The sequence below is a fragment of the Kitasatospora sp. NPDC053057 genome, from assembly GCF_044546945.1.
In the GTDB taxonomy this organism is placed as follows: domain Bacteria; phylum Actinomycetota; class Actinomycetes; order Streptomycetales; family Streptomycetaceae; genus Kitasatospora.
This window is the reverse complement of record NZ_JBITZP010000004.1, coordinates 202306-225304: the sequence shown is the minus strand read 5'-3', so window position 1 is coordinate 225304 and position 22999 is coordinate 202306. Positions and strand designations below refer to the sequence as shown.

The following is a 22999-nucleotide window of genomic DNA, read 5'->3' as shown; positions in this document are numbered from 1 at the left end:
GGCCCGGCCGGGGCCGAAGCGCCGGTACGCTGCCACGGTGACGAACATCCGTACGGCGGCCGGGCGAAGACGGACGATGCTCCTCGGCATCAGCGCCGCACTCTCCCTCGCCTCGGCGGGCACGCTGTACGCCCTGTTGTACGTACGGTCGCTGGACTACGGGGAGCGCTGCGAGCGCGGCCTGGTCTCGGGCGGTGGGCGGCTGCTGGAGACGGGCGCGTCCTGGCTACCGCCGGACGCCTGGTGCCGGTTCGAGGACCAGAGCCTGTCCACCACCCCGTTCTGGGCGCTGCTGCTGTTCTACGTGCTGCTGACCGTGGTGGTCTGGTCGGTCAACTCGCTCGTGCGCACCCTTCGTCCGCGCCCGAATCCGGGACTGGACTGGCAACCGGGGCACGGCGCCGGTCCGGGCTGGTAGCCGGCCTCGCCCCCGCCGGCGCCTCGGCCGGTCGGCGGCGGGGGCGCAGCGGGGACAGGTAGACCGGCAGGAAGGCCGTCGCCAGCACCGCCCCGCCGAGCCAGAGCGTGGCGTGCAGGCCGAGGAGTTCGCCGAACAGCCCGGAGACCGCCGAGCCGACCGCGAGCGCGCCGAAGAGCAGGAACCGGAAGGTGGCGTTCATCCGACCGAGCAGCGGGTCCGGGGTCATCCGCTGGCGCAGGCTCACCCCGAGCACGTTGTCCATGCCGGTCTTCAGCGAGACCAGCAGCCAACCTGCCCCGGCCAGGAACAGCCACGGCCCGCCGCCGATCAACGACACCAGCAGCCCGGCGGGCGCCAGGCACAGGCCCGCCAGCGCGAGGGTGCGGCCGTCGCCGAGCCGGGCGGAGATCGGGCGGGCGCAGCGCGAACCGAACAGGATGCCGACCCCGCCGACCGCCCAGAACAGGCCCAACGCCCCTGCGGGAAGGTGCAGTTCCTGCACGAACAGCACCGGGAGCAGGGTGTTGACCAGCTGCGATCCGAGGTTGTTGAGGGCGGCGGTGACGGCCAGTGCGCGCAGCTCCGGGGCGCCCAGGACGTGCCGCAGTCCCTCGGCGATCTGTGCGCCGAGGCCGGGGGTGGGGGTGGGGCCTACGGTCGCTGGGGCGGAGTCGGTCGCGGGGGCGGGGGTGCGGCGTAGCGCGGTCAGTCGTAGCGCCGAGCCGAGGTGGCTGAGCGCGGTCACGGCGATCGCCAACGGCGCGGTGAGCAGTTGGACCAACATCCCGCCCGCGCCGCGACCGGCGACGTTGCCGACCGCCATCAGGCCGACCACGGCGGCGTTCGCGTCCACCAGGTGCTCGCGCCCGACCAGCCCGGGCAGCACGCTCTGCGCGCTGACGTCGAAGAAGACCGTGGCGCCCCCGGTGAGCAGCGCGACCGCGTACAGCTGCCCGAGGCTGAGCCCGCCGAACCACCAGGCGAGCGGGACGGAGGCGTAGAGCGCGGCCTTCACCAGGTCGGCGACGATCAGGACGCGGCGGTGGCGCATCCGGTCGACCCAGGCACCGGCGGGCAGACCGATGAGCAGGAAGGCGAGGGTGCTCAGGGTGGCGAGCAGGCCGGCCTGTCCGGGGCCCGCGTCGAGTGCGGCGACGGCCACCAGGGGGACGGCGACATAGCCGACGTTGGTGCCGAGTTGGGTGAGGGCGGTCGCGGCGAAGAGGACGCGGAAGTCGGGGATCCGCCAGAGGGAGTCGGGGCGCATGGTCCGTTTCAGTCGGTGGGCAGCGGAACGGCGGTGCGGGGCTTTGGCCGGTGCTTCACCAGGAACACTCCGGCGAGGACGACGGCCGTCCCGGCGACCGCCCGTACGGTCAGCTGCTCGCCGAGGACCAGGGCGCCGAGCGCGGTCGAGACGACGGGCAGCAGGTAGCCGACGGTGGCGGCACTGGTGGGGCCCTCGGTGGCGATCAGGCGGTAGTTGAGGTGGAAGGTGAGCCCGGTGCAGGCGACGCCGATGACGGTCACGGCAGCCAGGCCGAGCGGATCGGCGCCGCTGAACGGGTTCAGCGGGCCGACCGTGGGCAGGGCGACCGCGCTCAGTCCGGCGGCCGCGGTGAGCTGGGCGGCGGAGAGGGCGAGCGGGGCGGTGCCCGTCCCGGCGAGTGCCCGGGCCATGTAGGCGAAGGCGACCGCGTAGCTCGCTGCCGCGCCGAGCAGGGCGAGCGCCCCGGGGACGCTGATGCCGTCGCTCTCGCGCCAGGGGGCGAGGATCAGCAGCACTCCGGCAAAGCCGAGCAGCAGGCCGGTGAGGCGCAGCGGGTGGTACGGGCCACGGGGTTCAGTACCGGCGGCTCGGTCGGTGCCGAGGGCCAGGCCGATCAGCAAGGACCAGAGTGGGGTGGTCGCGTGCAGCACCCCGGCCATGCCGGAGCCGACGCTGCGTTCGCCGTACGCGGTGAGCAGGAACGGCAGGGCGTTGCAGAAGAACGCGGCCACGGCGAGCCGCCGCCAGAGCGCGCCGCCGCGCGGGAGGCGCTGCCGGGCGGAGCGGGCGAGCAGCAGCAGGACGGCCGCGCCGAGGGCGGCGCGCAGCGCGGTGATCTGCACCGGAGTGAGCCCGTGTTGCAGCGCGATCCTGATCCAGAGGAAGCCCGAGCCCCAGAACAGGGCGAGGACGGCCATCCGCAGTACGGGGTGCCCTTCCGGTCGGTGATGGACGAGGTGTCGGACGACGATCGCGCGGAGGGATCAAGTAGCACAAGCGAAAAGTTCTTCATGATGTTTAAGCTGAGCTGTATGAATGCCTCGCTCGACGTCCGCCGGATGCAGGTGCTGCGCGCCGTGGTCGACCACGGCTCGGTGAGCGCGGCCGCCGCCGCGCTCGGCTATACCCCGTCCGCCGTCAGCCAGCAGGTGACCACGCTGGAGCGGGAGACGGGCACGGCCCTGCTGGAACGGATCGGGCGGGGCGTGCGGCCGACCGCCGCCGGGCTGCTGCTCGCCGGGCACGCGGAGGCCATCGACCGGCAGGTCGCGGAGGCGGGTGCGGCGCTGGCCGACCTGCGAGCTGGGCGCAGCGGCAGTCTGACCGTCCGCTACTTCGCCACGGCCGGAGCCACCCTGGTCGCCCCGGCCGTCGCCGCCTTCCGCCGGGAGTACCCGGGCGTGCGGCTCGACCTGGGCCTGACCGAACCGACGGACCAGCTCACCGAGGTGCGGGACGGCCGAGCCGACCTGGCTGTGGTGTTCTGGTCCGACGAGGCCCCGGCCGGCCTGCGGCTGGTGCACCTGCACGACGATCCGTACCGCGCCGTACTGCCCCGGGGGCACCGGCTGGCCGCGCGGCGCGTCCTGGACCTAGCCGAGCTGGCGGACGAGCCCTGGGTGGGCGCCGAACCGCCCGGCCCCTGCCGGAGCCTCGTGTACGACGCCTGCGACGCGGCCGGGTTCCGCCCGGCGGTCGCGGTGGACGGCGCGGACTACCTGACCGCGCAGGGCTTCGTCGCGGCGGGGCTGGGGGTGTCGCTGCTTCCCGAGCTGGGCCTGACCCAGCGGCACCCCGGCGTCACGGTGCACCGGGTGCGCGGCCCGGAACCGGTCCGTACGCTGCACGCCGCCGTGCGGGAGGGGGCCTGGGGGCAACCGGTGCTCGGGGCCATGGTGGAGGCGCTGCGCTCGGCGGTGGAGCCGGGGGAGGCAGGAGGACGTCGGGGAGCAGTGCCGTCGGTGCCGTAACCGGCCCGGCGCTGCGGTGGGCTTGAAGCTTCGGTGGGCTTGAAGCTTCGGTGGGCTTGTAACTGCGGTGGGCTTGAAGCTGCCGCAGCGGCAGCTTCTACGGTCGTGACCGGGGTCGGAGGAACCGGCCCCGAGCGAACGTGCACGCCGATGGACGTGGAACCGAGCGCCTGGAAGCGAAGGACTCAAGGGAGAGGGAGGAGACGGCAATGGCCTGGCCGATCGCGGAGGTCGCCCGGATGTCGGGCGTGACCGCCCGGACCCTGCGGCACTACGACGAGATCCGGCTGTTGTCTCCGGCCTGGATCGGCTCCAACGGCCACCGCTACTACGAGGAAGGGCAGTTGCTGCAGCTGCAGCAGATCCTCGTCCTGCGGGCACTGGGCGTGGGGCTGGCCGAGATCGCCCGGATCATCGGCGACCAGGTGGACGAACTGGAGTCCCTGCGGGGCCACCACCGCCGACTGGTCGCCGAGCGCGACCGGCTCGACGCCCTGGCCACCACCGTCTCGCGCACGATCGCCGACCTGGAACGCTCCCGGAAGGACGGCACGCCCATGACCAGCATCAACCGACCCGAGAACCTGTTTGAGGGAATCCGGCCCGCCGACGTCGACGCCAGCCTGCGCGACTTCCCCGAGCACGCCGAGGCGGCCCGGCGCGCGACCGCCGCGATGACCCCAGCCGAGATCGAGGCCGGCCAGCGCGAGCGGACCGCGCGGATGGTCCGCCTGGCGGAGCTGATGGCGGCCGGCCACCCGGCCGACGCCGAGCCCGCACAGCGCATGGTCGACGAGGACTACCGGCTGCTCAGTGGGCTCCGGACGGTCCCGGTGGAGAAGTACCTCGCCATCGCGCGCTCGTGCACGGAGAACGAGCAGTGGCGCGCCGCGTACGAGACCATCGCGCCGGGGCTGGCCGCCTACCAGCGCGCCGCCATGGAGGCGTACGCGGTGGCACGGCTCTCCTGAGCCGGGCGGGACGGGGTGCGGACGCGGCCGCCGGGGGACGGGCCTGGTGGAAGCGGCCCACCCTCTCCCTCCGGTCACCCGGTGGTCAGCCGACCGGGTGGTCGGATCCCCCGCCGTCCGCCCCGCCGTCCCTGCCGTCCCTGCCGTCCCGCCGTCCCTGCCGTCACTCGGTCCGCAGCGCGGTGACCGTCCGGGTGCGGGCGGCCCAGGTCGCGGGCAGCAGGGCCCCGACCAGGGCCAGCACCAGGCCGCCGAGTATCAGCGGCCCCACCACCGACGGGGCGAACACCGTGAGGTCCACGTCCGGCACCCCGATCCCGGCGGCGCGGGCCATCGCGGGCATCACCAGGTGGTGCACCGCGATCCCGATCGGGACCCCGATCAGTCCGGCCACCAGTCCGCTGCCGCAGACCGAGGTGAGCACCATGCCGATGGTCTGCCGGGGCGACATCCCGAGTGCCTTGAGCACCCCGAGGTCGTGCACCCGCTCCCGGGTGTCCAGCAGCACCGTGTTGAGCACCCCGAGCCCGGCCACCACGGAGAGCAGCAGTGTGAGCGTGCCCGCCAGGGTGTTCATCGCCAGCACCACGATGTTGATGTGATCCTCGCCCGGGTCGGCGCTCAGCCCCATCGACGAGACGGCCGTGTCCAACCCGTCCGCGTAGGCCTTCACGTCGGTGCCCGGGGTGAGGTCGATGTGGAAGGAGATCGCCTCGGCGTGGATCGCGCCACCGAGCGGCTCCAGCGTGGACCGGTCCAGGAACACCACGTCCTCGGTGGTCAGGACCTCGCCGGTGATCTTCGCCGGGGTGTCGCGCCCGTGGTCGGTGAGGGTGACGGTGTCACCGACCTTCTTCTGGTTGGTGCGCAGGAAGGTCGCGCTGACCGCCACCTCGCCGGGGCCGTGGAACCAGCGGCCTGAGACCAGTTGGAAGCCGCTCCACGAGGCGTCGCCGGCGAAGGCGACCACCTCGGAGCGTCCGGTGTTCCCGGCCACGGTGGCCGGGACCGGCACGTTGCTGTACCAGGCCCGGGTGCCGGGGCGGGACTCGATCGCCTTCACCACGGCCGCCTCGTCCACGTGGTCGACGGGCTTGGAGCCGTCGATCGGGGGCTGGACTATCACCTTGCCCGCGCGGTCGGCCGCCAGCCCGTCCTGGAGGGAGCCCAGTGAGAGCGTCAGACCGACGCAGAGGGTGACTCCGACCGTGCCGAGCACCACCGCGGCGGCCGTGGTGGCCGAGCGGCCCGGTCGGTTCAGCGGGGACGACAGTCCGAGGCTGAGTGCGCGCGGCACCGGCAGTCGGCTGATCAGGTTCTGCACCCGGGACAGCAGCCCCACCGCTCCGGCCCCGCTCGCCGCTCCCCCGGCGGCCGCCCGCTTGGCGCCGGGCGCCGTCCGGCCGATCGCTAGCGCCTCCACCGTGCGCAGCCGTCCGGCCCGCAACGCCGGCACCAGTGCCGTGCCGACCACCGCGGCCAGGGCCGCCACCGCGACCACCACGTCCACCCAGATCGGGATGCCGAGCAGACCACCGCGCAGGGCCTTGTGGGCCATCCCGAGCACGGGTACGGACAGCAGGTTCCCCCCGAACACGCCCAGCGCGGTGCCGACCCCTGCGGGGATCAGCGCCTGGCCGACGTAGGCGCGCGCCACCTGGGCCGGAGTGAAGCCCAGGGACTTGAGGATGCCGATCCGCCGGGTGGCGGCGCTCACCGCCCCGCTGACCACGACGCCGATGATCAGCACCGACATGGCCAGGCCGAGCACTCCGAAGGCCGTGACGAACGGGACGAAGGTCGAGGCCGTCCGGTTGGCCTCCTGCCGGGCGGGCCGGTAGGTGGTCGCCTTGGTGATCGCGCCGTTCGGGACCGCGGCGGCGATCGCCGCGTGGTCGGCCTCCGTCTCGGCGTCGCTGCCGGCGTGGGCGAAGCGGTAGAGGTACTGGGCGGCGGGCGTCGTGCCTGGCGCGGTCAGCCCGGCCACCTGCTCCGGGGCGACCCAGCCGTCCGCGCTCCAGGAGACCGAAGCGGCCAGGCCGACGACCTTGAGCGTCGGATGGCCGGGCAGGTCGGGGAACTGCACGCTGTCGCCGACGGCCAGCGGGGAGTGCCCGTCCAGGAACACCACCTCGCCGGGACCGGCGATCCAGCGGCCCTTGGTGATCCGCAGGTCGTCCATCGGGCCGTTCTGAGTGCGGCCGACCAACGTCATCGGCGGCAGCAGGCTACCGGCCGGCGGGATCTTGGTGTCCGGGCCGGAGCGCGGCTGGACGGTCACGGCCGGGAGGGGACCGGCCGAGGCCGTCACGCCGGGCGCGTGCGCGGCCGCGGCGAGCTGGGCGGGGCTCGCCTTGGTCTGGTCGTACAGCACGTTGAGGTGCGCGCCGTGCTGGTCGGCGAAGGAGCGCTCGTACGGGCCCTGAGCGGCGACCACCAACCCGAGGGCGAGGATGCACGCCGTCACGGACATCATCGTGGTGAGCACCATGACCAGGGTCTGCACACGCTTGCGGCCGACCCCGGCCCGGACCACCTTGCTCATCGCGCTCACCGACTGCCCCCCGGCGCCGGCACGGCCGCCGTGTCCCGGACCAGCCGGCCGTCGAGCAGTTCGATCGTCCGGTCGGCGCAGGCCTCGGCGAGCGCGTTGTCGTGGGTGACCAGCAGGATCGTCTGGCCCTCCGCGTTGAGCCCGCGGAGCAGGTCGCGAACGTCGGCGGCGGAGGCGGTGTCCAGCGCCCCGGTCGGCTCGTCGGCCAGCAGCAGCGGCGGGCGGTTCATCAGCGCCCGGGCAACCGCGACGCGCTGGCGCTCACCGCCGGAGAGCCGGCCGGGGAAGGCCTTGGCGTGCCGGGCCACCCCGAGCCGCTCCAGCAGCTCCCCGGACCGGGCCCTGGCCTGCTCCCGCCGCATCCCGGCCAGTTGGGCCGGGAGCAGCACGTTGTCCTCCACGTTCAGGTCGTCCAGCAGGTTGAAGAACTGGAACACCATGCCGATCCGTGTCCGCCGGTACTCGGCCAGCGCGGCCTCACCGAGTTCGTGGACGGCCACGCCGTCCACCTCGACGCCGCCCTCACTCGGGCGGTCGAGGCCGGCGATCAGGTTCAGCAGAGTGGACTTGCCGCTGCCCGAGCGGCCGAGCACGGCCAGCGCCTCGCCGGCCCGTACCTCCAGGTCGAGTCCGGCCAGGGCGGGACGGGCGCTGTCGGATCGGTCGTACGTCTTGCTGACGCCGCGGATCCTGATGATCGGCGCGTTCACGGGCCCTCCACTGTTCGGGGTCCGGCACCGGGGGACCCGGGCCGGCTGACGGAACATCACGCTACGAATCCGCGGCCGGGTGCAGACAGCCGTCTAGGCGGCGTCCCGGGGGTGTATCCAGATACACCTCGAACTGGGTGTTCAGGCCTAGAGCATCGGACTTGCAGGCGGGGCAGACTGACCCAGCGAAAGATCGGAACCGAGGCCCACGGGGCTCCGGGACCAAGGCTTCGAGCCCCCGGTCGGGGGCTCAGGACGGAGGGGGTGCCACATGAGGGCCGGAGCGATCGGCAGGGTGGCCCGGCGGGTGGGCCGGGCCTGTGTGGACGGCGTGCGCGCCTGGTACGTGGTGACGCTGGCCGTGACGGGGCTGGTCTCGCTGCTGGCCGGGCCGATCCTGCTGGCCTCGGCGCTGTTCGGCCCGGACGAGTCCCGGCCGTTCTCCTCCCCCGGCGGGCCGCTGATCCTGCTCGTGCCGCTGGCGCCGGTCGCCCTCTGGGCGCTCTGCTGGGCCACCGGGGGCGGCGGCCGGGCGGTCGGGGCCGCGCTGTTCGCCCCGGGCGCGCTCGCGGTGACGGCGACCCACCTGTACGGCGGCGCCGCACCCGGTGACCGGTCCGTCTCGCTCTGGCTGGCGCCGTCACTACTGGTGCTCGGGCTGTTCGGCGCACGCTGGATCGCGACCGAGAGCCGGCGGGTCGTCGACCGGTGGAGCGGGCGGCCGGTCCCGGAACCGTACCGCCGCCCGGACGGCGATTTCGGCCCCTGGCACCGGTTGCGGTCCGGCGGTTGGCTGACCGACCCGGCGATCTGGCGGGACCTCGCCTGGGCGTTCCTCACTGGCTTCGCCGTGCTGTTCACCGCCGCGATCGTGCTGCTGACCCCGATCGCCATGGAGATCTTCGGCCGGAACGGACTGCTCTTCCCGCTGTTTCTCGTCTACGGCATGGGCATCTGGGTGGCCCCGTTCGCCATCCTGTGGGCCGCCCCACCCGTCCTGCGGATTCACGAGAAGGCCGCCCGGTCGCTGCTCGGGCCCTCCCGGCAGGCCGAACTCACCCGTCAGGTCAACCACCTGGCGCGCACCAGGGCGGACACCATCGACGCCGGAGCGGCCGAACTGCGCCGGATCGAACGGGACCTCCACGACGGGGCGCAGGCCCGGCTGGTGGCACTGGGCATGCTGCTGACCGTCGCCGAGCAGGTGAAGCACGACCCGGACGCCCTCGGGCCGCTGCTGGCCGAGGCCCGGACGTCCTCGGTGAAGGCGCTGGGCGAGCTGCGGGACCTGGTCCGGGGCATCCACCCACCGGTGCTGGCCGACCGCGGCCTGGCCGACGCGGTCGAGGCGACCGCACTGGACCTGCCGCTGCCGGTCACCTTCACCGGCGGCCTGCCCGGCCGGGCCCCGGCTCCGGTGGAGTCGGCCGCCTACTTCGCGGTGAGTGAGCTGCTGGCCAATGTGGTGAAACACGCTGAGGCCTCGCACGTATGGATCGAGATAGGGCACAGTGACGGGCTGCTGCGGATATCGGTCACCGACGACGGGCGCGGAGGCGCCGAACCGTCCCGGGGAACCGGCCTCAGCGGAACCGAACGCCGACTGGCCGCCTTCGACGGGGTGCTCGCGATCAGCAGCCCGTCCGGTGGTCCGACCATCGTGAACCTGGAGATCCCGTGCGCGTTGTCATCGCCGAAGACCTCTTCCTCCTTCGGGACGGGCTGACTCGGTTGCTGGAGGCCAACGGCATGAAGGTCACCGCGGCGGTCGAGAACGGCGAGCAGCTGCTCGCCGCGGTGGCTGCCGATCGGCCCGACATCGCCGTGGTCGACGTGCGGCTGCCGCCGAGCTTCACGGACGAGGGGCTGCGCGCGGCGCTGGCGGCCCGGCAGGCTCACCCGGGCCTGCCGGTGCTGGTGCTCTCGCAGTTCGTGGAGCAGCTGTACGCCCGCGAGCTGCTGGCCGGCAGCTCCGGCGGAATCGGCTACCTGCTCAAGGACCGCGTACTGGACGGCGCGCAGTTCCTGGACGCCGTCCGGCGGGTCGCCCAGGGCGGTACCGCGATGGATCCGGAGGTGATCACCCGACTGCTCACCCACAACTCCTCGGCCGGCCCGGTCTCCACCCTCTCCCCCCGGGAGCGGCAGGTGCTGGGGCTGATGGCCGAGGGCCGCTCGAACGCGGCGATCGCCCAGCAGCTGGTGATCACCGAGCGGGCAGTCGCCAAGCACACCGCGTCGATCTTCGTCCGGCTCGACCTCCAGCCGTCCGATGACGACAACCGACGCGTCCTGGCCGTCCTGGCCTACCTCAACAACGCCTGAAGACCTCGACACCCCCTGAATGCCTCGACACCCCTGGAAGGGAGCCGCCGATCACCACACACCCCACGTCTTGATGGACCACGGACAAGCTAAAGCTGGCCCTCCGCGGCAGGGGGCTCGCCCGCCACCGAACGGGTCATTTAGGGTGGTGGGGTGCTCATCCTTGTTCGCCGCCGTCACGTGGACCTGCTCCGCGTGACCAGCATGTCCTGTCGACGCTCCGGCTGAACCTCGCGCCCCCACCCTCACGGCGGCCCCGAGCGGCCGCCATCACCTCCCGGCTACCGGAGCACCCGCCGCACCAGGCGCGGCTCCGGCCATCCCTGGTCGACCACCGGGACCAGCCGGGACGAGACCAGCGGATGTCACACATGACGCAGCAGCACACGCCCATATCCGGAACCGGCTCCACCCCGGAGGCGCACCCCGAGGCCCTCCCGGTGATCGACCTGTCGCTCGCCGACGGCACCCCGGAGGATCGCCTCCGACTGCACGACGAGCTCCGCGCCGCGGCCACCGGCGTCGGCTTCTTCCAGCTCGTCGGCCACGGCGTCACCCCGGAGGAAACGGCCGCGCTCACCGGAGCCATGCGCGCCTTCTTCGCCCTCCCCGAGGCCGACCGGCTCGCCGTGAGCAACCTCAACTCCCCGCACTACCGCGGCTACACCCGTACCGGCGACGAGCGCACCGGCGGCAGCCAGGACTGGCGCGACCAGCTGGACATCGGTGCCGAACTGCCCCCGCACACCCCCGGCAGCGGCGAGCCCCCGTACTGGTGGCTGGAGGGCCCCAACCAGTGGCCGACCGCGCTCCCCGAGCTGCGCACCGCCGCGCTCGGCTGGATCGACCACCTCGGCACGGTCGCCCGCCGCCTGCTGCACGAACTCCTCACCGCGATCGGCGCCCGCCCCGACTTCTACGACGACGCCTTCGCGGGCCACCCCCACCTGCGCCTCAAGCTGGTTCGCTACCCCGGCACCGCCCCGGACGGCGCTGGTCAGGGCGTCGGCGCCCACAAGGACTACGGCTTCATCACCCTGCTCCTCCAGGACACCGTCGGCGGCCTCCAGGTCGAGCGCCCGGACGGCACCTTCCTGGACATCCCCCCGCTCGACGGCGCCTTCGTGGTCAACCTCGGCGAGCTGCTGGAAGTGGCCACCGACGGCTACCTCAAGGCCACCAGCCACCGCGTGGTCAGCCCCGCCGGAGCCCGCGAGCGCTACTCCGTCCCGTTCTTCTACAACCCCCGCCTCGACGCCCACATCGAGCCGCTCGACTTCCCCCTCGCCCACCACGCCCCAGGCGCCACCGAGGACCCGGCGAACCCGCTCTTCGCCGACTTCGGCTTCAACGAGTGGAAGGGCTACACCCGGGCCCACCCCGAGGTCACCCGCCGCCACCACGCCGCCCTCGCCTGACCCGCCTCCCACCGAGCGGCGGACGGCGAGCACCGAGCGGCGAACGGCGACCACTGGTAGCCAGCAGCTGAGCACCGATATCCGGCACCCGAACCGGCACGCACCCCGCACACCGGGGCGCGTGCCGGTTCGCACGTTCCAGCCCCCGCCGGCTCGGCTCAGCCCCCAAGCCACCAGGCCACCAGGCCACCCGATGGACCTGACCGCAGCGCACTGTCACACTGCTGCTGTCACAGCAGGAGTGTGCCAGCGCGGGAGGCAGCAGATGGGGGAGCACGGCGCAGGGGTGGGCGAGGTGCGGCTGACGGTGGACGAGTTGGCGGCGCGGGCCGGGGTGACGGTGCGGACCGTGCGGTTCTACGGGACGAAGGGCCTGCTGCCGCCACCGGAGCTGGGGCCACGGCGGGTGGGCCTGTACGGGGCGGCGCACCTGGACCGGCTGGGGCTGATCGAGGAGTTGCAGCGGCAGGGGCTGACGCTGGCCGCGATCGAGCGGTACCTGGCGCGGCTGCCGGAGGACAGCACACCCCTGGGCCTGGCGATCCACCGGGCGCTGGTGGCGTCCTGGACGCCGGAGGCGGCCGAGGAGGTGGGCCGGGCGCAGTTGGAGCGGCGGGCCGGTCGGGGGCTGTCGGAGGAGCAGGTGGAACGCCTGGTCGCGATGGGCGCGCTGGAGCGGACGGCCGACCCGGAGGTGTTCCGGGCGGACCCGGGCCTACTGCCGTTGGGCGTACGGATCCTGGACGTGCCGATCCCGTTGGAGACGCTGCTGGCCGCCCGCGCGGTGGTGCTGCAGCACAGCCGGGCGACGGCGCGGGAGTTGCAGCGGCTGTTCCGGGAGACGGTGTGGAAGCCGTACCGGGAGAGCGAGCCGGACCCTGCGGAGCTGGCCCGGATGAAGGAGCTGACCGACCACATCCAGCCGATGGTGGCGCAGGCGCTGGTCACCGCGTTCCAGCGGTCGTTGCGGGAGGAGTTGGGCGAGGAACTGGGCGAGGCCGTGCGGGGCACGACCTCACCCTGATCCACCAGGGCCTCGGGCCCGATCCGGCCCGGCGCCGGCTCGGGCCCGATCCCCCGGGTCAGTCGGTGAAGGTCCGCCCCTCCGCCGCGATCCGCTCCAGCAGCGCCGGCGGCGCGAACCGCTCGCCGTACGCGGCGGCGAGTTCGCGGGCGCGCGCCGCGAAGCCGGCCGGGCCGCCCTGGTAGCCGTTGATGTACTGGAAGACGCCGCCCGTCCAGGCCGGGAAGCCGATGCCCAGGATCGAGCCCACGTTGGCGTCGGCGACCGAGGTCAGCACGCCCTCCTCCAGGCAGCGCACCGAGTCGAGCGCCTCGCTGAACAGCATCCGCTCCTTGAGGTCCTCGAACGGCACCTCGGACCCGGAACCGGCGCCCTCCTGCGAGAAGTGCTCCAGCAGCCCCGGCCAGAGCCGGCCGCGCTTGCCGCCCTCCCCGTACTCGTAGAAGCCCGCGCCGCCGCTGCGTCCGGGGCGGCCGAACTCGTCGACCATCCGGTCCACCACCGCGTCCGCCGGGTGCGGCGTCCAGGTGCCGCCGGCGGCCTCGACCGCGAGCCGGTACTCGTCGCGGATCTTGCGCGGCAGGGTGAGGGTGAGCTCGTCCATCAGGGAGAGCACCTTGGCGGGGTAGCCGGCCTGGGCGGCGGCCTGCTCGACGGAGGACGGGTGGACGCCCTCGCCGACCATGGCGACGCCCTCGTTGAGGAACTGGCCGATCACCCGCGAGGTGAAGAAGCCGCGCGAGTCGTTGACCACGATCGGGGTCTTGTCGATCTGCCGGACCAGGTCGAAGGCGCGGGCGAGCGCCTCGTCGCCGGTCTGCGGGCCGCGGATGATCTCGACCAGGCGCATCTTGTCGACCGGCGAGAAGAAGTGCAGGCCGATGAAGTCGCCGGTGCGCCGGACGCCTTCGGCGAGCACGCCGATCGGCAGGGTGGAGGTGTTGGAACAGAGCAGCGCGTCGGGGGCGACCACGCCCTCGATCTCCTGGAACACCTTGTGCTTGAGCTCGGTGTTCTCGAAGACGGCCTCGATCACCGCGTCGCAGTCGGCCAGGTCCGCGGCCTCGGAGGTGGGGGTGATCCGGGCGAGCAGGGCGTCGCGCTTGGCCTCGGTGTAGCGGCCGCGGGCGATGGCTTTGTTCAACAGCCCCTCGGAGTAGGCCTTTCCGCGCTCGGCGGCCTCGACGCTGACGTCCTTGAGCACGACGTCGATGCCGGCCCTGGCACAGGCGTAGGCGATGCCGGCGCCCATCACCCCGGCGCCGAGCACCGCGACCTTGCGGACCAACCGCTTCTCGACGTCCTTGGGGCGCCCAGCACCGGAGTTGACCGCCTGCATGTCGAAGAACAGCGCCTGGATCATGTTCTTGCTGGTCTGCCCGCAGGCCAGCTCGGTGAAGTAGCGGGCCTCGATCACCATCGCGGTGTCGACGTCGACCTGGGCACTCTCCACCGCGGCGGCGAGCACATTGCGCGGCGCCGGGTAGGGGGCGCCGTTCAGCTGCTTGCGCAGGTTCGCCGGGAAGGCGGGCAGGTTGGCGGCGAACGCGGGGGTGGCGGGGGTGCCGCCGGGGATCTTGTACCCCTTGACGTCCCAGGGCTGGACGGCGGTCGGGTTGGCCTCGATCCAGGCCTTCGCCCGGGCGGTCAACTCCTCGGGGGTGTCGACCAGTTCGTGCACCAGTCCGTGCTCCAGCGCCTGCGCGGGGCGGTACTGGCGGCCCTGCAGCAGGTACTTCAGCAGGGCGTCGGTGATGCCGAACAGCCGGACCGTACGGACCACGCCGCCGCCGCCCGGCAGCAGGCCGAGGGTGACCTCGGGCAGGCCGATCCGGCTGGCGGGGGTGTTCAGCGCGATCCGGTGGTGGCAGGCGAGGGCGATCTCCAGGCCGCCGCCGAGCGCGCTGCCGTTGACGGCGGCGACGACCGGCTTGCCGAGGGTCTCCAGCTTGCGCAGCGAGCGCTTGATCCGCATGGACTTCTCGAAGACGGCCTCGGCGTCCTCGGGGCGTGCGGCGGAGAGCATCCGCAGGTCTCCCCCGGCGAAGAAGGTCTTCTTGCCGGAGGTGATCACGACCCCGCGCAGCGCGTCGGAGGAGGCGAGGCCGGCCAGTCGCTCGACCACGGCCTCGAAGTCGGCCGTGAAGGCCTCGTTCATGGTGTTGACGGACTGGGTGGGGTCGTCGAGGACGAGGGTGACCACGCCGTCCTGGTCCTGCTCCCAGCGGATGGTGGTGGTGTCGCTCATGAGTTGAAGGTCTCCAGGTCTACCAGGGGAGGTGCCACGCGCAGCGTGTCCCGAGAAGGGTGGCGGCGGGCGACGGGTGGGCTCAGACGCGCTCGACGATGGTGGCGACGCCCATGCCGCCGCCCACGCACAGGGTGATCAGGCCGTAGCGCAGGTCGCGCCGCTCCAGCTCGTCGACGACGGTGCCGAGCAGCATCGCGCCGGTGGCGCCCAGCGGGTGGCCGAGGGCGATCGCGCCGCCGTTGACGTTCACCTGGTCGTGCCGGAAGCCGAGTTCGCGGATGAAGCGGAGCGCGACCGCCGCGAACGCCTCGTTGATCTCGACCAGGTCGATGTCGGCGGCGGTGAGACCGGCCTTGGCGAGCGCCTTGCGGGTGGCCGGGGCGGGGCCGGTGAGCATGATGGTCGGCTCGGAGCCGGAGACGGCGGCGGAGACGATCCGGGCGCGCGGGCGCAGCCCGTACCGCTCGCCGACCTCGCGGTTGCCGATCGCGACGAGGGCGGCGCCGTCCACGATGCCCGAGGAGTTGCCCGCGTGGTGGACGTGGTCGATGGCCTCCACCCAGTGGTACTTCTGCAGGGCGACGGCGTCGAAGCCGCCGGCCTCGCCGATCGCGGCGAAGGAGGGCTTGAGACCGGCCAGGGTCTCGACGGTGGTGCCTGGGCGGATGAACTCGTCGCGCTCCAGCACGACCAGGCCGTTGCGGTCGCGCACCGGCACCACCGAGCGGTCGAACAGGCCGTCCGCCTGGGCCTTGGCGGCGCGGGCCTGGGACTCGGCGGCGAAGGCGTCCACATCCGTACGGGAGAGGCCCTCGATGGTGGCGATGAGGTCGGCGCCGATGCCCTGCGGGACGAAGTTGGTCTCGTACGAGGTCATCGGGTCGGCGAACCAGGCGCCGCCGTCGGAGGCCATCTTCACCCGGGACATCGACTCCACGCCGCCGGCCAGGATCAGGTCCTCCCAGCCCGAACGGACCTTGGCGGCGGCCAGGTTGACGGCTTCCAGACCGGAGGCACAGAAGCGGTTCTCCTGGACGCCGGCCACGGTGTCGGGCAGGCCGGCCGCGATGGCGGCGATCCGGGCGATGTCGGAGCCCTGGTCGCCGACCGGAGAGACCACGCCGAGCACGATGTCGTCGATCGCGGCCGGGTCCAACTCGGGGTGGCGGCGGCGGATTTCGTGGATCAGGCCGACGACCAGGTCGATCGGCTTGGTGCCGTGCAGCGAGCCATTGGCCTTGCCGCGGCCGCGCGGGGTGCGGATCGCGTCGTAGACGTACGCTTCGGTGGTCACGATGGGAATGCCTTTCGGGGCAGGGGGATTCCTGAGGGTCCTGGGGTGCCGGAGCGGGCCGGAGTACCAGAGCGGCGGGGAGCACCGGAGCGGGCTCAGTCGAGGATGGAGCGCCCGACGATCTCCTTCATGATCTCGGTGGTACCGCCGTAGATCGTCTGGATGCGGCCGTCGGTGAACGCCCGGGCGACCGGGAACTCGCTCATATACCCGTAGCCGCCGTGGAGTTGGAGGCAGCGGTCGGCCGTGCGCTTCTGCAGTTCGGTGGCCCACCACTTGGCCATCGAGGCGTCCGCCGGGGTGAGCGCGTAGCGGTTGTGCTCGGTGATGCACCGGTCGACGAAGGTCCGGGTGATCGCGCACTCGGTGGCCAGTTCGGCGATCTCGAAGCGGACGTGCTGGAGCTTGGCCAGCGGACGGCCGAAGGCCTCGCGCTGCTTGACGTAGTCGGTGGTGATCTCGACCAGGTACTCGGCACCGGCGATCGCCGCGGCGGCGATGGTGAGCCGTTCCTGGGCCAGGTTCTGCATCAGGTGGACGAAGCCGCCGTTGAGCTCGCCGAGCAGGTTCTCCTTCGGCACCCGAACGTCCTCGAAGAACAACTCCGCGGTGTCCTGGGCCTTCTGGCCGATCTTGTCGAGGTTGCGGCCGCGCTCGAAACCCGACGTGCCGCGCTCGACGGCCAGCAGGCTCAGCCCCCGCGCGCCGCCCTCGGGGGTGGTGCGGGCGACCACGATCACCAGGTCAGCCAGGATGCCGTTGGAGATGAAGGTCTTGGCGCCGTTGAGCAGGTAGTGGTCGCCGCGGTCGACCGCCTGGGTGCGGATGCCCTGCAGGTCGGAGCCGGTGCCGGGCTCGGTCATCGCGATCGCGGTGATCAGCTCGCCGCTGCAGAAGCCGGGCAGCCAGCGGCGCTTCTGCTCCTCGGTGGCGAGCGAGGTGAGGTACGGGCCGATGATGTCGTTGTGCAGCCCGATCGCCAGCCCGGAGGCGCCGGCCCGGGCGAACTCCTCGGCCAGCACGGCGGCGTAGCGGAAGTCCGGGGCGCCGCCACCGCCGTACTCCTCCGGCACGGCGATGCCGAGCAGGCCCTGCCGGCCGGCCGCCAGCCAGACAGAGCGGTCGACGATGCCGGCCTTCTCCCAGCGGTCGTAGTGCGGCAGCACCTCCTTGGCGAGGAAGGCCTTCACGGTGGCCCGGAAGTCCTCGTGCTGCTCGGTGAAGATCTCGCGCTGCAACGCTACTCTCCTTGCTCTGCTGCGGAGTCGGATGATTCTGCGTCGGCGGCTGCGGCACCGAGGGACGGAACGGCCCAGTCCCGGGCCACCGCCGCTGTGTCCGCGCCCGGCCGGGCCGGCGGGCGGCGCAGCGCACCCGGGGTGGCGGAGAAGCGCGGGGCGGGGGCCGGCTGGGTCACGCCGTCCGCCTCGACGTACGTCCCGCGCGCCAACAGGTGTGCCTCACCGGCCGCCTGACGCATCGTCAACACTGGTTCCACGCAGGCGTCCGAGCCGGCGAAGACGGCCTCCCACTCGGCCCGGGCCCGGGTGGCGAAGCGGGCGGCGATCAGGGCCCGCAGTTCGGGCCAGCGGGCGAGGTCGTACTGGCCGGGCGCATCCTGGCCCAGCTCCAGCAGCCGGGCGAACTCGGCGTAGAACCGGGGCTCCAGGGCGCCCACCGCGAGGTGCCCGCCGTCGGCCGCCCGATAGATCGCGTAGAACGGCGCACCGCCGTCCAGCAGGTTGACACCCCGGCGGTCCTGCCAGTGGCCGGCCGCGAGCAGCCCCCACAGCATGCTGCCGAGGTGCGCCGCGCCGTCCACGATCGCGGCGTCGACCACCTGACCGGCGCCGGTGGCACGGGCATGGTGCAGCCCGGCCAGCAGGCCGACGACCAGGTAGAGCGAGCCGCCCGCGTAGTCGCCGAGCAGGTTCGCCGGGATGCCGGGCGCCGCGTCGGCCCCTCCCGGTGAGGCGACCAGCCCGAGCACCCCGGCCACCGCCGCGTAGCCGAGGTCGTGCCCGGCGGTGGCGGAGCGCGGCCCCTGCTGCCCCCAGCCGGTCATCCGCCCGTACACCAGCGCCGGATTGCGCGCCAGACACGCCTCGGGCCCCACCCCGAGCCGCTCCGCCACCCCCGGCCGGTAGCCCTCGATCAGCAGGTCGGCCCGCTCGACCAGGTCCAGCACCAGCTTGGGCCCCTCCGGCGACTTGAGGTCGACCAGCACCGACCGCTTGTTCCGGTTGCTGAGGTCGTACGCCGGATCCGTCCCGAGCGGCGACGGCTCGGGACGGTCCACCCGCACCACGTCCGCCCCGAGATCGCCCAACAGCATCGCCGCGAACGGCCCCGGCCCGATCCCGGCGAGCTCGACCACCCGCACACCCGCCAACGGCCCCGGACCACCGGCACGGCCCGCCGGACTGCTCGTGTCACCCACTGGCTGCAGAACCCTTCGGGGTTTGACAGTAAAGCTGTAACACTCGTGATGATAGGGAAGCAACCCGCCGGTAACAAGACCTCGACCCCCGGTCTCGCGTCCCCGATCACCCCTCCATCAACCCTCGATGAACCGGCGCGAGCCGGTCCGGCGGGAAATTGGGCGGACGGGTGGCGACGTAATGGTCTATCGTGCGAGCGACCCATTACGTACGACATCGGGGGAAGTAGCATGACCACCGCTGAGCAGGCCGTCATCACCGGGCGGGCGATCGTCGCCGTTTCCGAGCGGTTGGTGTTGACGCGGCCGCAGGAGGGGGATGCCGAGGCGATGTTCGCGATCCACGGGGATCCGGAGACCAACCGGTACAACCCGTACGGGCCGCAGCGGGACATCGCGCAGGCGCGGGAGCAGCTGGCGGGGTTCGTGGCGGACTGGCCGCGGGACGGGGTGGGGTACTGCGCCGTGTCGACCCGGGAGGAACCGGAGGTGATCATCGGGATCGCCGGGCTGTTCCTGCACAGCCTGGACGGGGAGCCGGTGTTCAACCTGTACTACCGGTTCCGGCCGTCCGCCTGGGGCAAGGGGTACGCGGCGGAGGCGTGCCGGGCGGCGATGGCGGAGGCGCTGCCGCGGTTCCCGGGGATTCCGGTGACGGCGCTGATCCGGGAGGACAACCTGCCCTCGCGCCGGCTCGCCGAGCGGCTCGGGCTGGTGGCGGACCCGGACGGGCGGGTGGACCACGAGGACCGGCTGATCCACCGGATGGCGTAGGCCCGCAGATCCCCCGCCGGGGGGAGGGAGATCGCGCCCAGGGCGGAGGCCGCGGACCGGGGCGCGGCGGCAGCGTGGGGGCATGAGGATCGATGAAGGACGGGTACGGGCCGCGGCCGCGTGGACCGCTGTGGCGGCGACGGGGCCGTACCTGACGCTCAAGGCGCTGTGGCTGACCGGACATCCCGTGGGGTCGGACGATCCCGGCGTGATGGACAAACTGTGGCTGGTGAACCTGCTGACCGTCGGGATGGACGCCATCGCCGTGGCCCTGGCGCTGGCCTTCGTCCGGCCGTGGGGACGGCGGGCGCCGGCCGGACTCGTGGTCTTCCCGATGTGGGTGGCGACCGGGCTGCTCGGCACCATTCTGGTGGCGCTGCCGCTGTACTTGCTGAGCATCCTGCTGCTGGGGCCCGAGCGGAGCACGCCGCAGGACAACGGCAACGGCCTGGGCGGGTGGGTCTTCCCCGTGGTGTACGGCGGCTTCGCCGTCCAGGGGCTGGCGCTGATCACCGCCTTCGTCCTGTACACCCGGCAGCGCTGGGCCGAGCTGCTCCGGGCGAGGACCGGCGACCTGCCGCACTCCCCCACCCTGACCGTGCAGCGCAGTCTGGCCTGCGTCGCCGCGCTGCTCGGGCTGGGCGTCGCGGCGGCCCGGGCGTACTGGGCGGCGGGCGGCACGGCCGGGCTGCCGATCGCGCTGGCACAGGACCGGTCCAGGGGCCCGGCGGTGATGGACGCCGTGACGGCGGTGATGGCGGTGGCCGCGTCGACGGGGCTGCTGATGCTGGTGTTCCGGGTCCGGCCCCGGCGACCGCTGCGCGCGCCGCTGCTGGTGGTGTGGACGGCTGCCGGGTCGCTGTTCGGCTGGGGCTGCTGGCAGTTGGTGGCCTACGGCGCCACCGCGGCCGAGACGACCGGACTGCTGGCCCTGGTGCAGGCCGCGCAGGTGGTGGCCGCCGTGCTGATGCTGGCCGTCTGCGCGGTGGCGCTGGTCGAACGGGCGGCCGCGGCGCGCGGCGCTGTCGTAGAGTCACCCGGGTGGATACGGGGGGCGGCCGGATTCGGCGGGCGGGAGAGGCGTTGTTCGGGCGGCGGGCCCGACTGCGCTGGGTGCACCTAGTGCTGGGCGGCGCGCTGCTCATGCCGTACTACCTGTTGTCGGTGGTGGCGCTCGGGGCGCTGAATCCCGATCAGGGGCACGCGCGCCAACTGCTGTTGCAGATCCTCGCGTTGTTCACCTCGCTGCCGATGGCCGCGGTCACCGCCCTGGTGCCGACGGTCCGGGGGCTGGAGGGGGCGGCCGCCCGGGCGCTGTGCGCGGTGGCGCGGCCGGAGGAGCTGGCCACCGGGCCGGCCCGGTCCTGGGCGGCCCGGTGGCGCACCGTGCTCTGGTTCGTGCTGCACCTGTTCTCCGGCGGGGTGGTCGCCGGGATGACGCTGGCCGGGGTGCCGTTCGGGGTGGTGCTGCTGTTCGGCTTCGCCGGGGGCGAGGAGCTCGCCGAGTACTGGACGGACCGTTTCCCCGGCTGGATGTTCACCGGCCCGGCACTGGGCCTGGCCGTGCTGCTGCTGATCGTCGGAGCCAGCGCCGCCTGCGGTTCACTGCTGGCCCGCTGGGCGCCCGCCCTGCTCGGCCCGACCCCGGAGGAGCGGCTGGCCGCCGCCGAGCGGCGGGCCACCGTGCTCGCCCAGCGCAACCGGCTGGCCCGCGAGCTGCACGACTCGGTCGGGCACGCGCTCAGCGCGGTCGGCATCCAGGCCACGGCCGCCGCCCGGGTGCTGCGCACCAACCCGGACTTCGCCGCCGAGGCACTGCGGGCGATCGAGGAGACCGCCCGGGGGGCCGTCGCCGAACTGGACACCGTGCTCGGGCTGTTGCGCGAGGAGGAGGACGCCGGCGCCGGACCGGCCGGGCCCACCCTGGCCGGGCTGGACGACCTGCTGCGCCAACTCGCCCGCACCGGCGTGACGGTGGACGCCGAGCTGGCGCCCGGCCTGGGCGCGCTGCCGGCCGAGGTCTCCCGCGAGGCGTACCGGATCGTGCAGGAGGGCCTGACCAACGTGCTGCGGCACGCCGGGCCCGCCCCGGCCGGGCTGCGGGTCGCGCTCGACGCGGGCCGGCTGGAGATCGAACTGACCAACCCGCTGGGCCCGGCCCGCCCGAGCCGCCCCGGCGGCGGGCGCGGGCTGCGCGGGATCGGGGAACGCGCGACGGCCCTGCGCGGCGGCAGCGCCGTGGGGCCGAGCGAGGACGGGACGACGTGGCGGCTGGCCGTGTGGCTGCCGGTGGGAGGGACTGCGGGATGATCAACGAGCACGAGAACGAGAACGGGCACGCGAATAACGAGCACGAGCGCGGGAACGGCGGCAGCGGGCCGGGCAGCATCCGGGTGGTGATCGCGGACGACGAACGGCTGGTCCGGATGGGCCTGCGGGTGGTGATCGACGCCGAACCCGACCTCTGCGTGGTTGGCGAGGCCTCCGACGGCGCCGAGGTCGTCCCGCTGGTGCGCGAGCTGCGCCCGGACGTGGTGCTGATGGACGTCCGGATGCCCGGCATCGACGGCATCCGGGCCACCGAGCAGCTGCTCGGCGGGATGGCCGAGCCGCCGAGGATCCTGGTGGTCACCACCTTCGAGCACGACGACCACGTGTACGACGCGCTGCGCGCGGGCGCGGCCGGGTTCCTGCTGAAGCGGGCACGGGCGGAGGAGATGGTCCAGGCGGTGCGGCTGGTGGCGCGCGGGGACTCGCTGCTGTTCCCGGCGGCCGTGCGCGAACTCGCGCTGCGGCACGGCGCGGACGGCCGGCGGGAGGCGGCCGCGGACCAGGGGCCGATCCGACGGCTGACCGAGCGGGAGGGGCAGGTGCTGCGGCTGATGGCCACCGGACTGAACAACGGTGAGATCGCGCGGCAGCTGGTGGTGAGCCAGGAGACGGTGAAGACGCACGTCGGCAGCGTGCTGGCCAAGCTGGGCGCCCGGGACCGCACCCAGGCGGTGATCGCGGCGTACGAGTCGGGGTTCGTGCTCCCGGGCTGAACCGCCGGAACAGCCCCGCGTAACGCGGTGGCCTGGAAGGACATCCCGCTCTGGCAGGCCTTCCCGCTCGGGTACGCGGCGGTCGTGCCCGCCCGGGCGCAGTGCACCGGGCCGCTCCCCGCGGCTCACGCAGCGGGCGCGTCCCCCGGGAACGCGGCGTCGAACTCCGCCCGGTGGTCCTTCCACAATGCCACCGCGTGGTCCACGAACACCCGCCGCTGCTGCTCCCGCACGCTGAGATCGTGGACGTACGCCTTCACGCTCTTGCCGTCCGCGGCGGCGGCCTCGCGGATCGCGGCGAGTTCGTGCTCCGTGTACTCGATGTTGAGCGCAGGCATATCGCCGATGGTACTGCAGCGCACGGAGGTTGGGAGCGGTGCGACGAATTTCCACCGGCTGCTCCGCCGACGAGCCGGGCGGGGGGGGGGGCGCCCCCCCCGGCCCCCCCCCCCCCGGGGGCGCGCCCCCCCCCCCGGCCCCCCCCCCGCCCCCCCCCCCCCCCCGCGGTGACGGCGCGGCCGGGGGGCCGCGGG

20 protein-coding genes are annotated in these 22999 nt (G+C 73.4%); 11 read left to right on the top strand and 9 right to left on the bottom strand.

Going from position 1 to position 22999, the window contains the following annotated elements:
- The first annotated feature begins 37 nt into the window (after positions 1–37).
- Positions 38–418, top strand: a complete 381-nt coding sequence (locus tag ACIG5E_RS07535; protein WP_396532204.1) for a hypothetical protein — start codon at positions 38–40, stop codon at positions 416–418.
- Here ACIG5E_RS07535 and ACIG5E_RS07530 read toward each other — a convergent pair.
- Both ACIG5E_RS07530 and ACIG5E_RS07525 read right to left on the bottom strand, forming a co-directional pair.
- Positions 333–1688, bottom strand: a complete 1356-nt coding sequence (locus ACIG5E_RS07530) for an MFS transporter (protein ID WP_396532203.1) — start codon at positions 1686–1688, stop codon at positions 333–335. The two genes, ACIG5E_RS07535 and ACIG5E_RS07530, sit on opposite strands and share 86 nt — an antisense overlap.
- An 8-nt stretch (positions 1689–1696) precedes the next feature.
- Entirely contained in the window at positions 1697–2608 is a 912-nt protein-coding gene (locus tag ACIG5E_RS07525) for a DMT family transporter (RefSeq protein ID WP_396532202.1), read from the bottom strand.
- A 141-nt stretch (positions 2609–2749) separates the two neighbouring features.
- Here ACIG5E_RS07525 and ACIG5E_RS07520 point away from each other — a divergent pair, with 141 nt between their 5' ends.
- Both ACIG5E_RS07520 and ACIG5E_RS07515 read left to right on the top strand, forming a co-directional pair.
- Positions 2750–3661: a LysR substrate-binding domain-containing protein gene (locus ACIG5E_RS07520; RefSeq protein ID WP_396532284.1), complete on the top strand. Its 912-nt coding sequence runs from the start codon at positions 2750–2752 to the stop codon at positions 3659–3661.
- Positions 3662–3870: 209 nt separating this feature from the next.
- Positions 3871–4632 carry a MerR family transcriptional regulator gene (locus ACIG5E_RS07515; RefSeq protein WP_396532201.1) on the top strand — a complete coding sequence of 254 codons (762 nt, stop codon included), beginning with the start codon at positions 3871–3873 and terminating at the stop codon, positions 4630–4632.
- 163 nt (positions 4633–4795) lie between these two features.
- Here the strand turns inward: ACIG5E_RS07515 and ACIG5E_RS07510 are convergent, their stop codons facing one another.
- Together ACIG5E_RS07510 and ACIG5E_RS07505 are read right to left on the bottom strand one after the other, a co-directional pair.
- Entirely contained in the window at positions 4796–7177 is a 2382-nt protein-coding gene (locus tag ACIG5E_RS07510; RefSeq protein ID WP_396532283.1) for an FtsX-like permease family protein, read from the bottom strand.
- A gap of 5 nt (positions 7178–7182) precedes the next feature.
- Positions 7183–7896: an ABC transporter ATP-binding protein gene (locus tag ACIG5E_RS07505; RefSeq protein WP_396532200.1), complete on the bottom strand. Its 714-nt coding sequence runs from the start codon at positions 7894–7896 to the stop codon at positions 7183–7185.
- A 271-nt stretch (positions 7897–8167) separates the two neighbouring features.
- Here ACIG5E_RS07505 and ACIG5E_RS07500 point away from each other — a divergent pair, with 271 nt between their 5' ends.
- The 4 genes from ACIG5E_RS07500 (at position 8168) to ACIG5E_RS07485 (ending at position 12663) form a co-directional block, all read left to right on the top strand.
- Entirely contained in the window at positions 8168–9622 is a 1455-nt protein-coding gene (locus ACIG5E_RS07500) for a histidine kinase (protein WP_396532199.1), read from the top strand.
- Entirely contained in the window at positions 9574–10221 is a 648-nt protein-coding gene (locus ACIG5E_RS07495) for a response regulator transcription factor (RefSeq protein WP_270148094.1), read from the top strand. Before ACIG5E_RS07500 ends, ACIG5E_RS07495 begins: the two co-directional genes overlap by 49 nt.
- A gap of 371 nt (positions 10222–10592) precedes the next feature.
- Complete coding sequence (locus ACIG5E_RS07490; protein WP_396532198.1) at positions 10593–11639, top strand: isopenicillin N synthase family dioxygenase; 1047 nt, start codon at positions 10593–10595, stop codon at positions 11637–11639.
- Positions 11640–11904: 265 nt separating this feature from the next.
- A complete protein-coding gene (locus tag ACIG5E_RS07485; RefSeq protein ID WP_396532197.1) occupies positions 11905–12663 on the top strand; it encodes a MerR family transcriptional regulator in 759 nt (252 codons plus the stop codon).
- A 58-nt stretch (positions 12664–12721) separates the two neighbouring features.
- Here the strand turns inward: ACIG5E_RS07485 and ACIG5E_RS07480 are convergent, their stop codons facing one another.
- The 4 genes from ACIG5E_RS07480 to ACIG5E_RS07465 all read right to left on the bottom strand — a co-directional run bounded on the left by ACIG5E_RS07480 (position 12722) and on the right by ACIG5E_RS07465 (position 18591).
- Positions 12722–14911 carry a 3-hydroxyacyl-CoA dehydrogenase NAD-binding domain-containing protein gene (locus tag ACIG5E_RS07480; RefSeq protein ID WP_396532196.1) on the bottom strand — a complete coding sequence of 730 codons (2190 nt, stop codon included), beginning with the start codon at positions 14909–14911 and terminating at the stop codon, positions 12722–12724.
- An 82-nt stretch (positions 14912–14993) separates the two neighbouring features.
- Entirely contained in the window at positions 14994–16208 is a 1215-nt protein-coding gene (locus ACIG5E_RS07475) for an acetyl-CoA C-acetyltransferase (protein ID WP_030281483.1), read from the bottom strand.
- A 95-nt stretch (positions 16209–16303) separates the two neighbouring features.
- Complete coding sequence (locus ACIG5E_RS07470; RefSeq protein ID WP_396532195.1) at positions 16304–17446, bottom strand: acyl-CoA dehydrogenase family protein; 1143 nt, start codon at positions 17444–17446, stop codon at positions 16304–16306.
- Positions 17447–17448: 2 nt separating this feature from the next.
- Positions 17449–18591, bottom strand: a complete 1143-nt coding sequence (locus tag ACIG5E_RS07465) for a CaiB/BaiF CoA transferase family protein (RefSeq protein ID WP_396532282.1) — start codon at positions 18589–18591, stop codon at positions 17449–17451.
- Positions 18592–18879: 288 nt separating this feature from the next.
- Here ACIG5E_RS07465 and ACIG5E_RS07460 point away from each other — a divergent pair, with 288 nt between their 5' ends.
- The 4 genes from ACIG5E_RS07460 (at position 18880) to ACIG5E_RS07445 (ending at position 22466) form a co-directional block, all read left to right on the top strand.
- Positions 18880–19422 (top strand): GNAT family N-acetyltransferase, encoded by a 543-nt coding sequence (locus tag ACIG5E_RS07460; protein WP_396532194.1) that lies wholly within the window; start codon positions 18880–18882, stop codon positions 19420–19422.
- A gap of 82 nt (positions 19423–19504) precedes the next feature.
- Entirely contained in the window at positions 19505–20545 is a 1041-nt protein-coding gene (locus ACIG5E_RS07455; protein ID WP_396532193.1) for a hypothetical protein, read from the top strand.
- Complete coding sequence (locus ACIG5E_RS07450) at positions 20536–21732, top strand: sensor histidine kinase (RefSeq protein WP_396532191.1); 1197 nt, start codon at positions 20536–20538, stop codon at positions 21730–21732. Before ACIG5E_RS07455 ends, ACIG5E_RS07450 begins: the two co-directional genes overlap by 10 nt.
- A 77-nt stretch (positions 21733–21809) precedes the next feature.
- Positions 21810–22466 (top strand): response regulator, encoded by a 657-nt coding sequence (locus ACIG5E_RS07445; RefSeq protein WP_396532281.1) that lies wholly within the window; start codon positions 21810–21812, stop codon positions 22464–22466.
- A gap of 125 nt (positions 22467–22591) precedes the next feature.
- Here ACIG5E_RS07445 and ACIG5E_RS07440 read toward each other — a convergent pair whose 3' ends face one another.
- On the bottom strand, positions 22592–22804 hold the full coding sequence (locus ACIG5E_RS07440; protein WP_396532190.1) for a hypothetical protein: 213 nt from the start codon (positions 22802–22804) through the stop codon (positions 22592–22594).
- Between the last annotated feature and the right edge of the window lie 195 nt (positions 22805–22999).

Coding starts and splice junctions, on each gene's coding strand:
- ACIG5E_RS07530 (WP_396532203.1), bottom strand. CDS start 1,688: ATGCGCCCCGACTCCCTCTGGCGGATCCCCGACTTCCGCGTCCTCTTC.
- ACIG5E_RS07525 (WP_396532202.1), bottom strand. CDS start 2,608: ATGGCCGTCCTCGCCCTGTTCTGGGGCTCGGGCTTCCTCTGGATCAGG.
- ACIG5E_RS07520 (WP_396532284.1), top strand. CDS start 2,750: ATGCAGGTGCTGCGCGCCGTGGTCGACCACGGCTCGGTGAGCGCGGCC.
- ACIG5E_RS07515 (WP_396532201.1), top strand. CDS start 3,871: ATGGCCTGGCCGATCGCGGAGGTCGCCCGGATGTCGGGCGTGACCGCC.
- ACIG5E_RS07510 (WP_396532283.1), bottom strand. CDS start 7,177: ATGAGCAAGGTGGTCCGGGCCGGGGTCGGCCGCAAGCGTGTGCAGACC.
- ACIG5E_RS07500 (WP_396532199.1), top strand. CDS start 8,168: ATGAGGGCCGGAGCGATCGGCAGGGTGGCCCGGCGGGTGGGCCGGGCC.
- ACIG5E_RS07490 (WP_396532198.1), top strand. CDS start 10,593: ATGACGCAGCAGCACACGCCCATATCCGGAACCGGCTCCACCCCGGAG.
- ACIG5E_RS07485 (WP_396532197.1), top strand. CDS start 11,905: ATGGGGGAGCACGGCGCAGGGGTGGGCGAGGTGCGGCTGACGGTGGAC.
- ACIG5E_RS07480 (WP_396532196.1), bottom strand. CDS start 14,911: ATGAGCGACACCACCACCATCCGCTGGGAGCAGGACCAGGACGGCGTG.
- ACIG5E_RS07460 (WP_396532194.1), top strand. CDS start 18,880: ATGACCACCGCTGAGCAGGCCGTCATCACCGGGCGGGCGATCGTCGCC.
- ACIG5E_RS07455 (WP_396532193.1), top strand. CDS start 19,505: ATGAGGATCGATGAAGGACGGGTACGGGCCGCGGCCGCGTGGACCGCT.
- ACIG5E_RS07440 (WP_396532190.1), bottom strand. CDS start 22,804: ATGCCTGCGCTCAACATCGAGTACACGGAGCACGAACTCGCCGCGATC.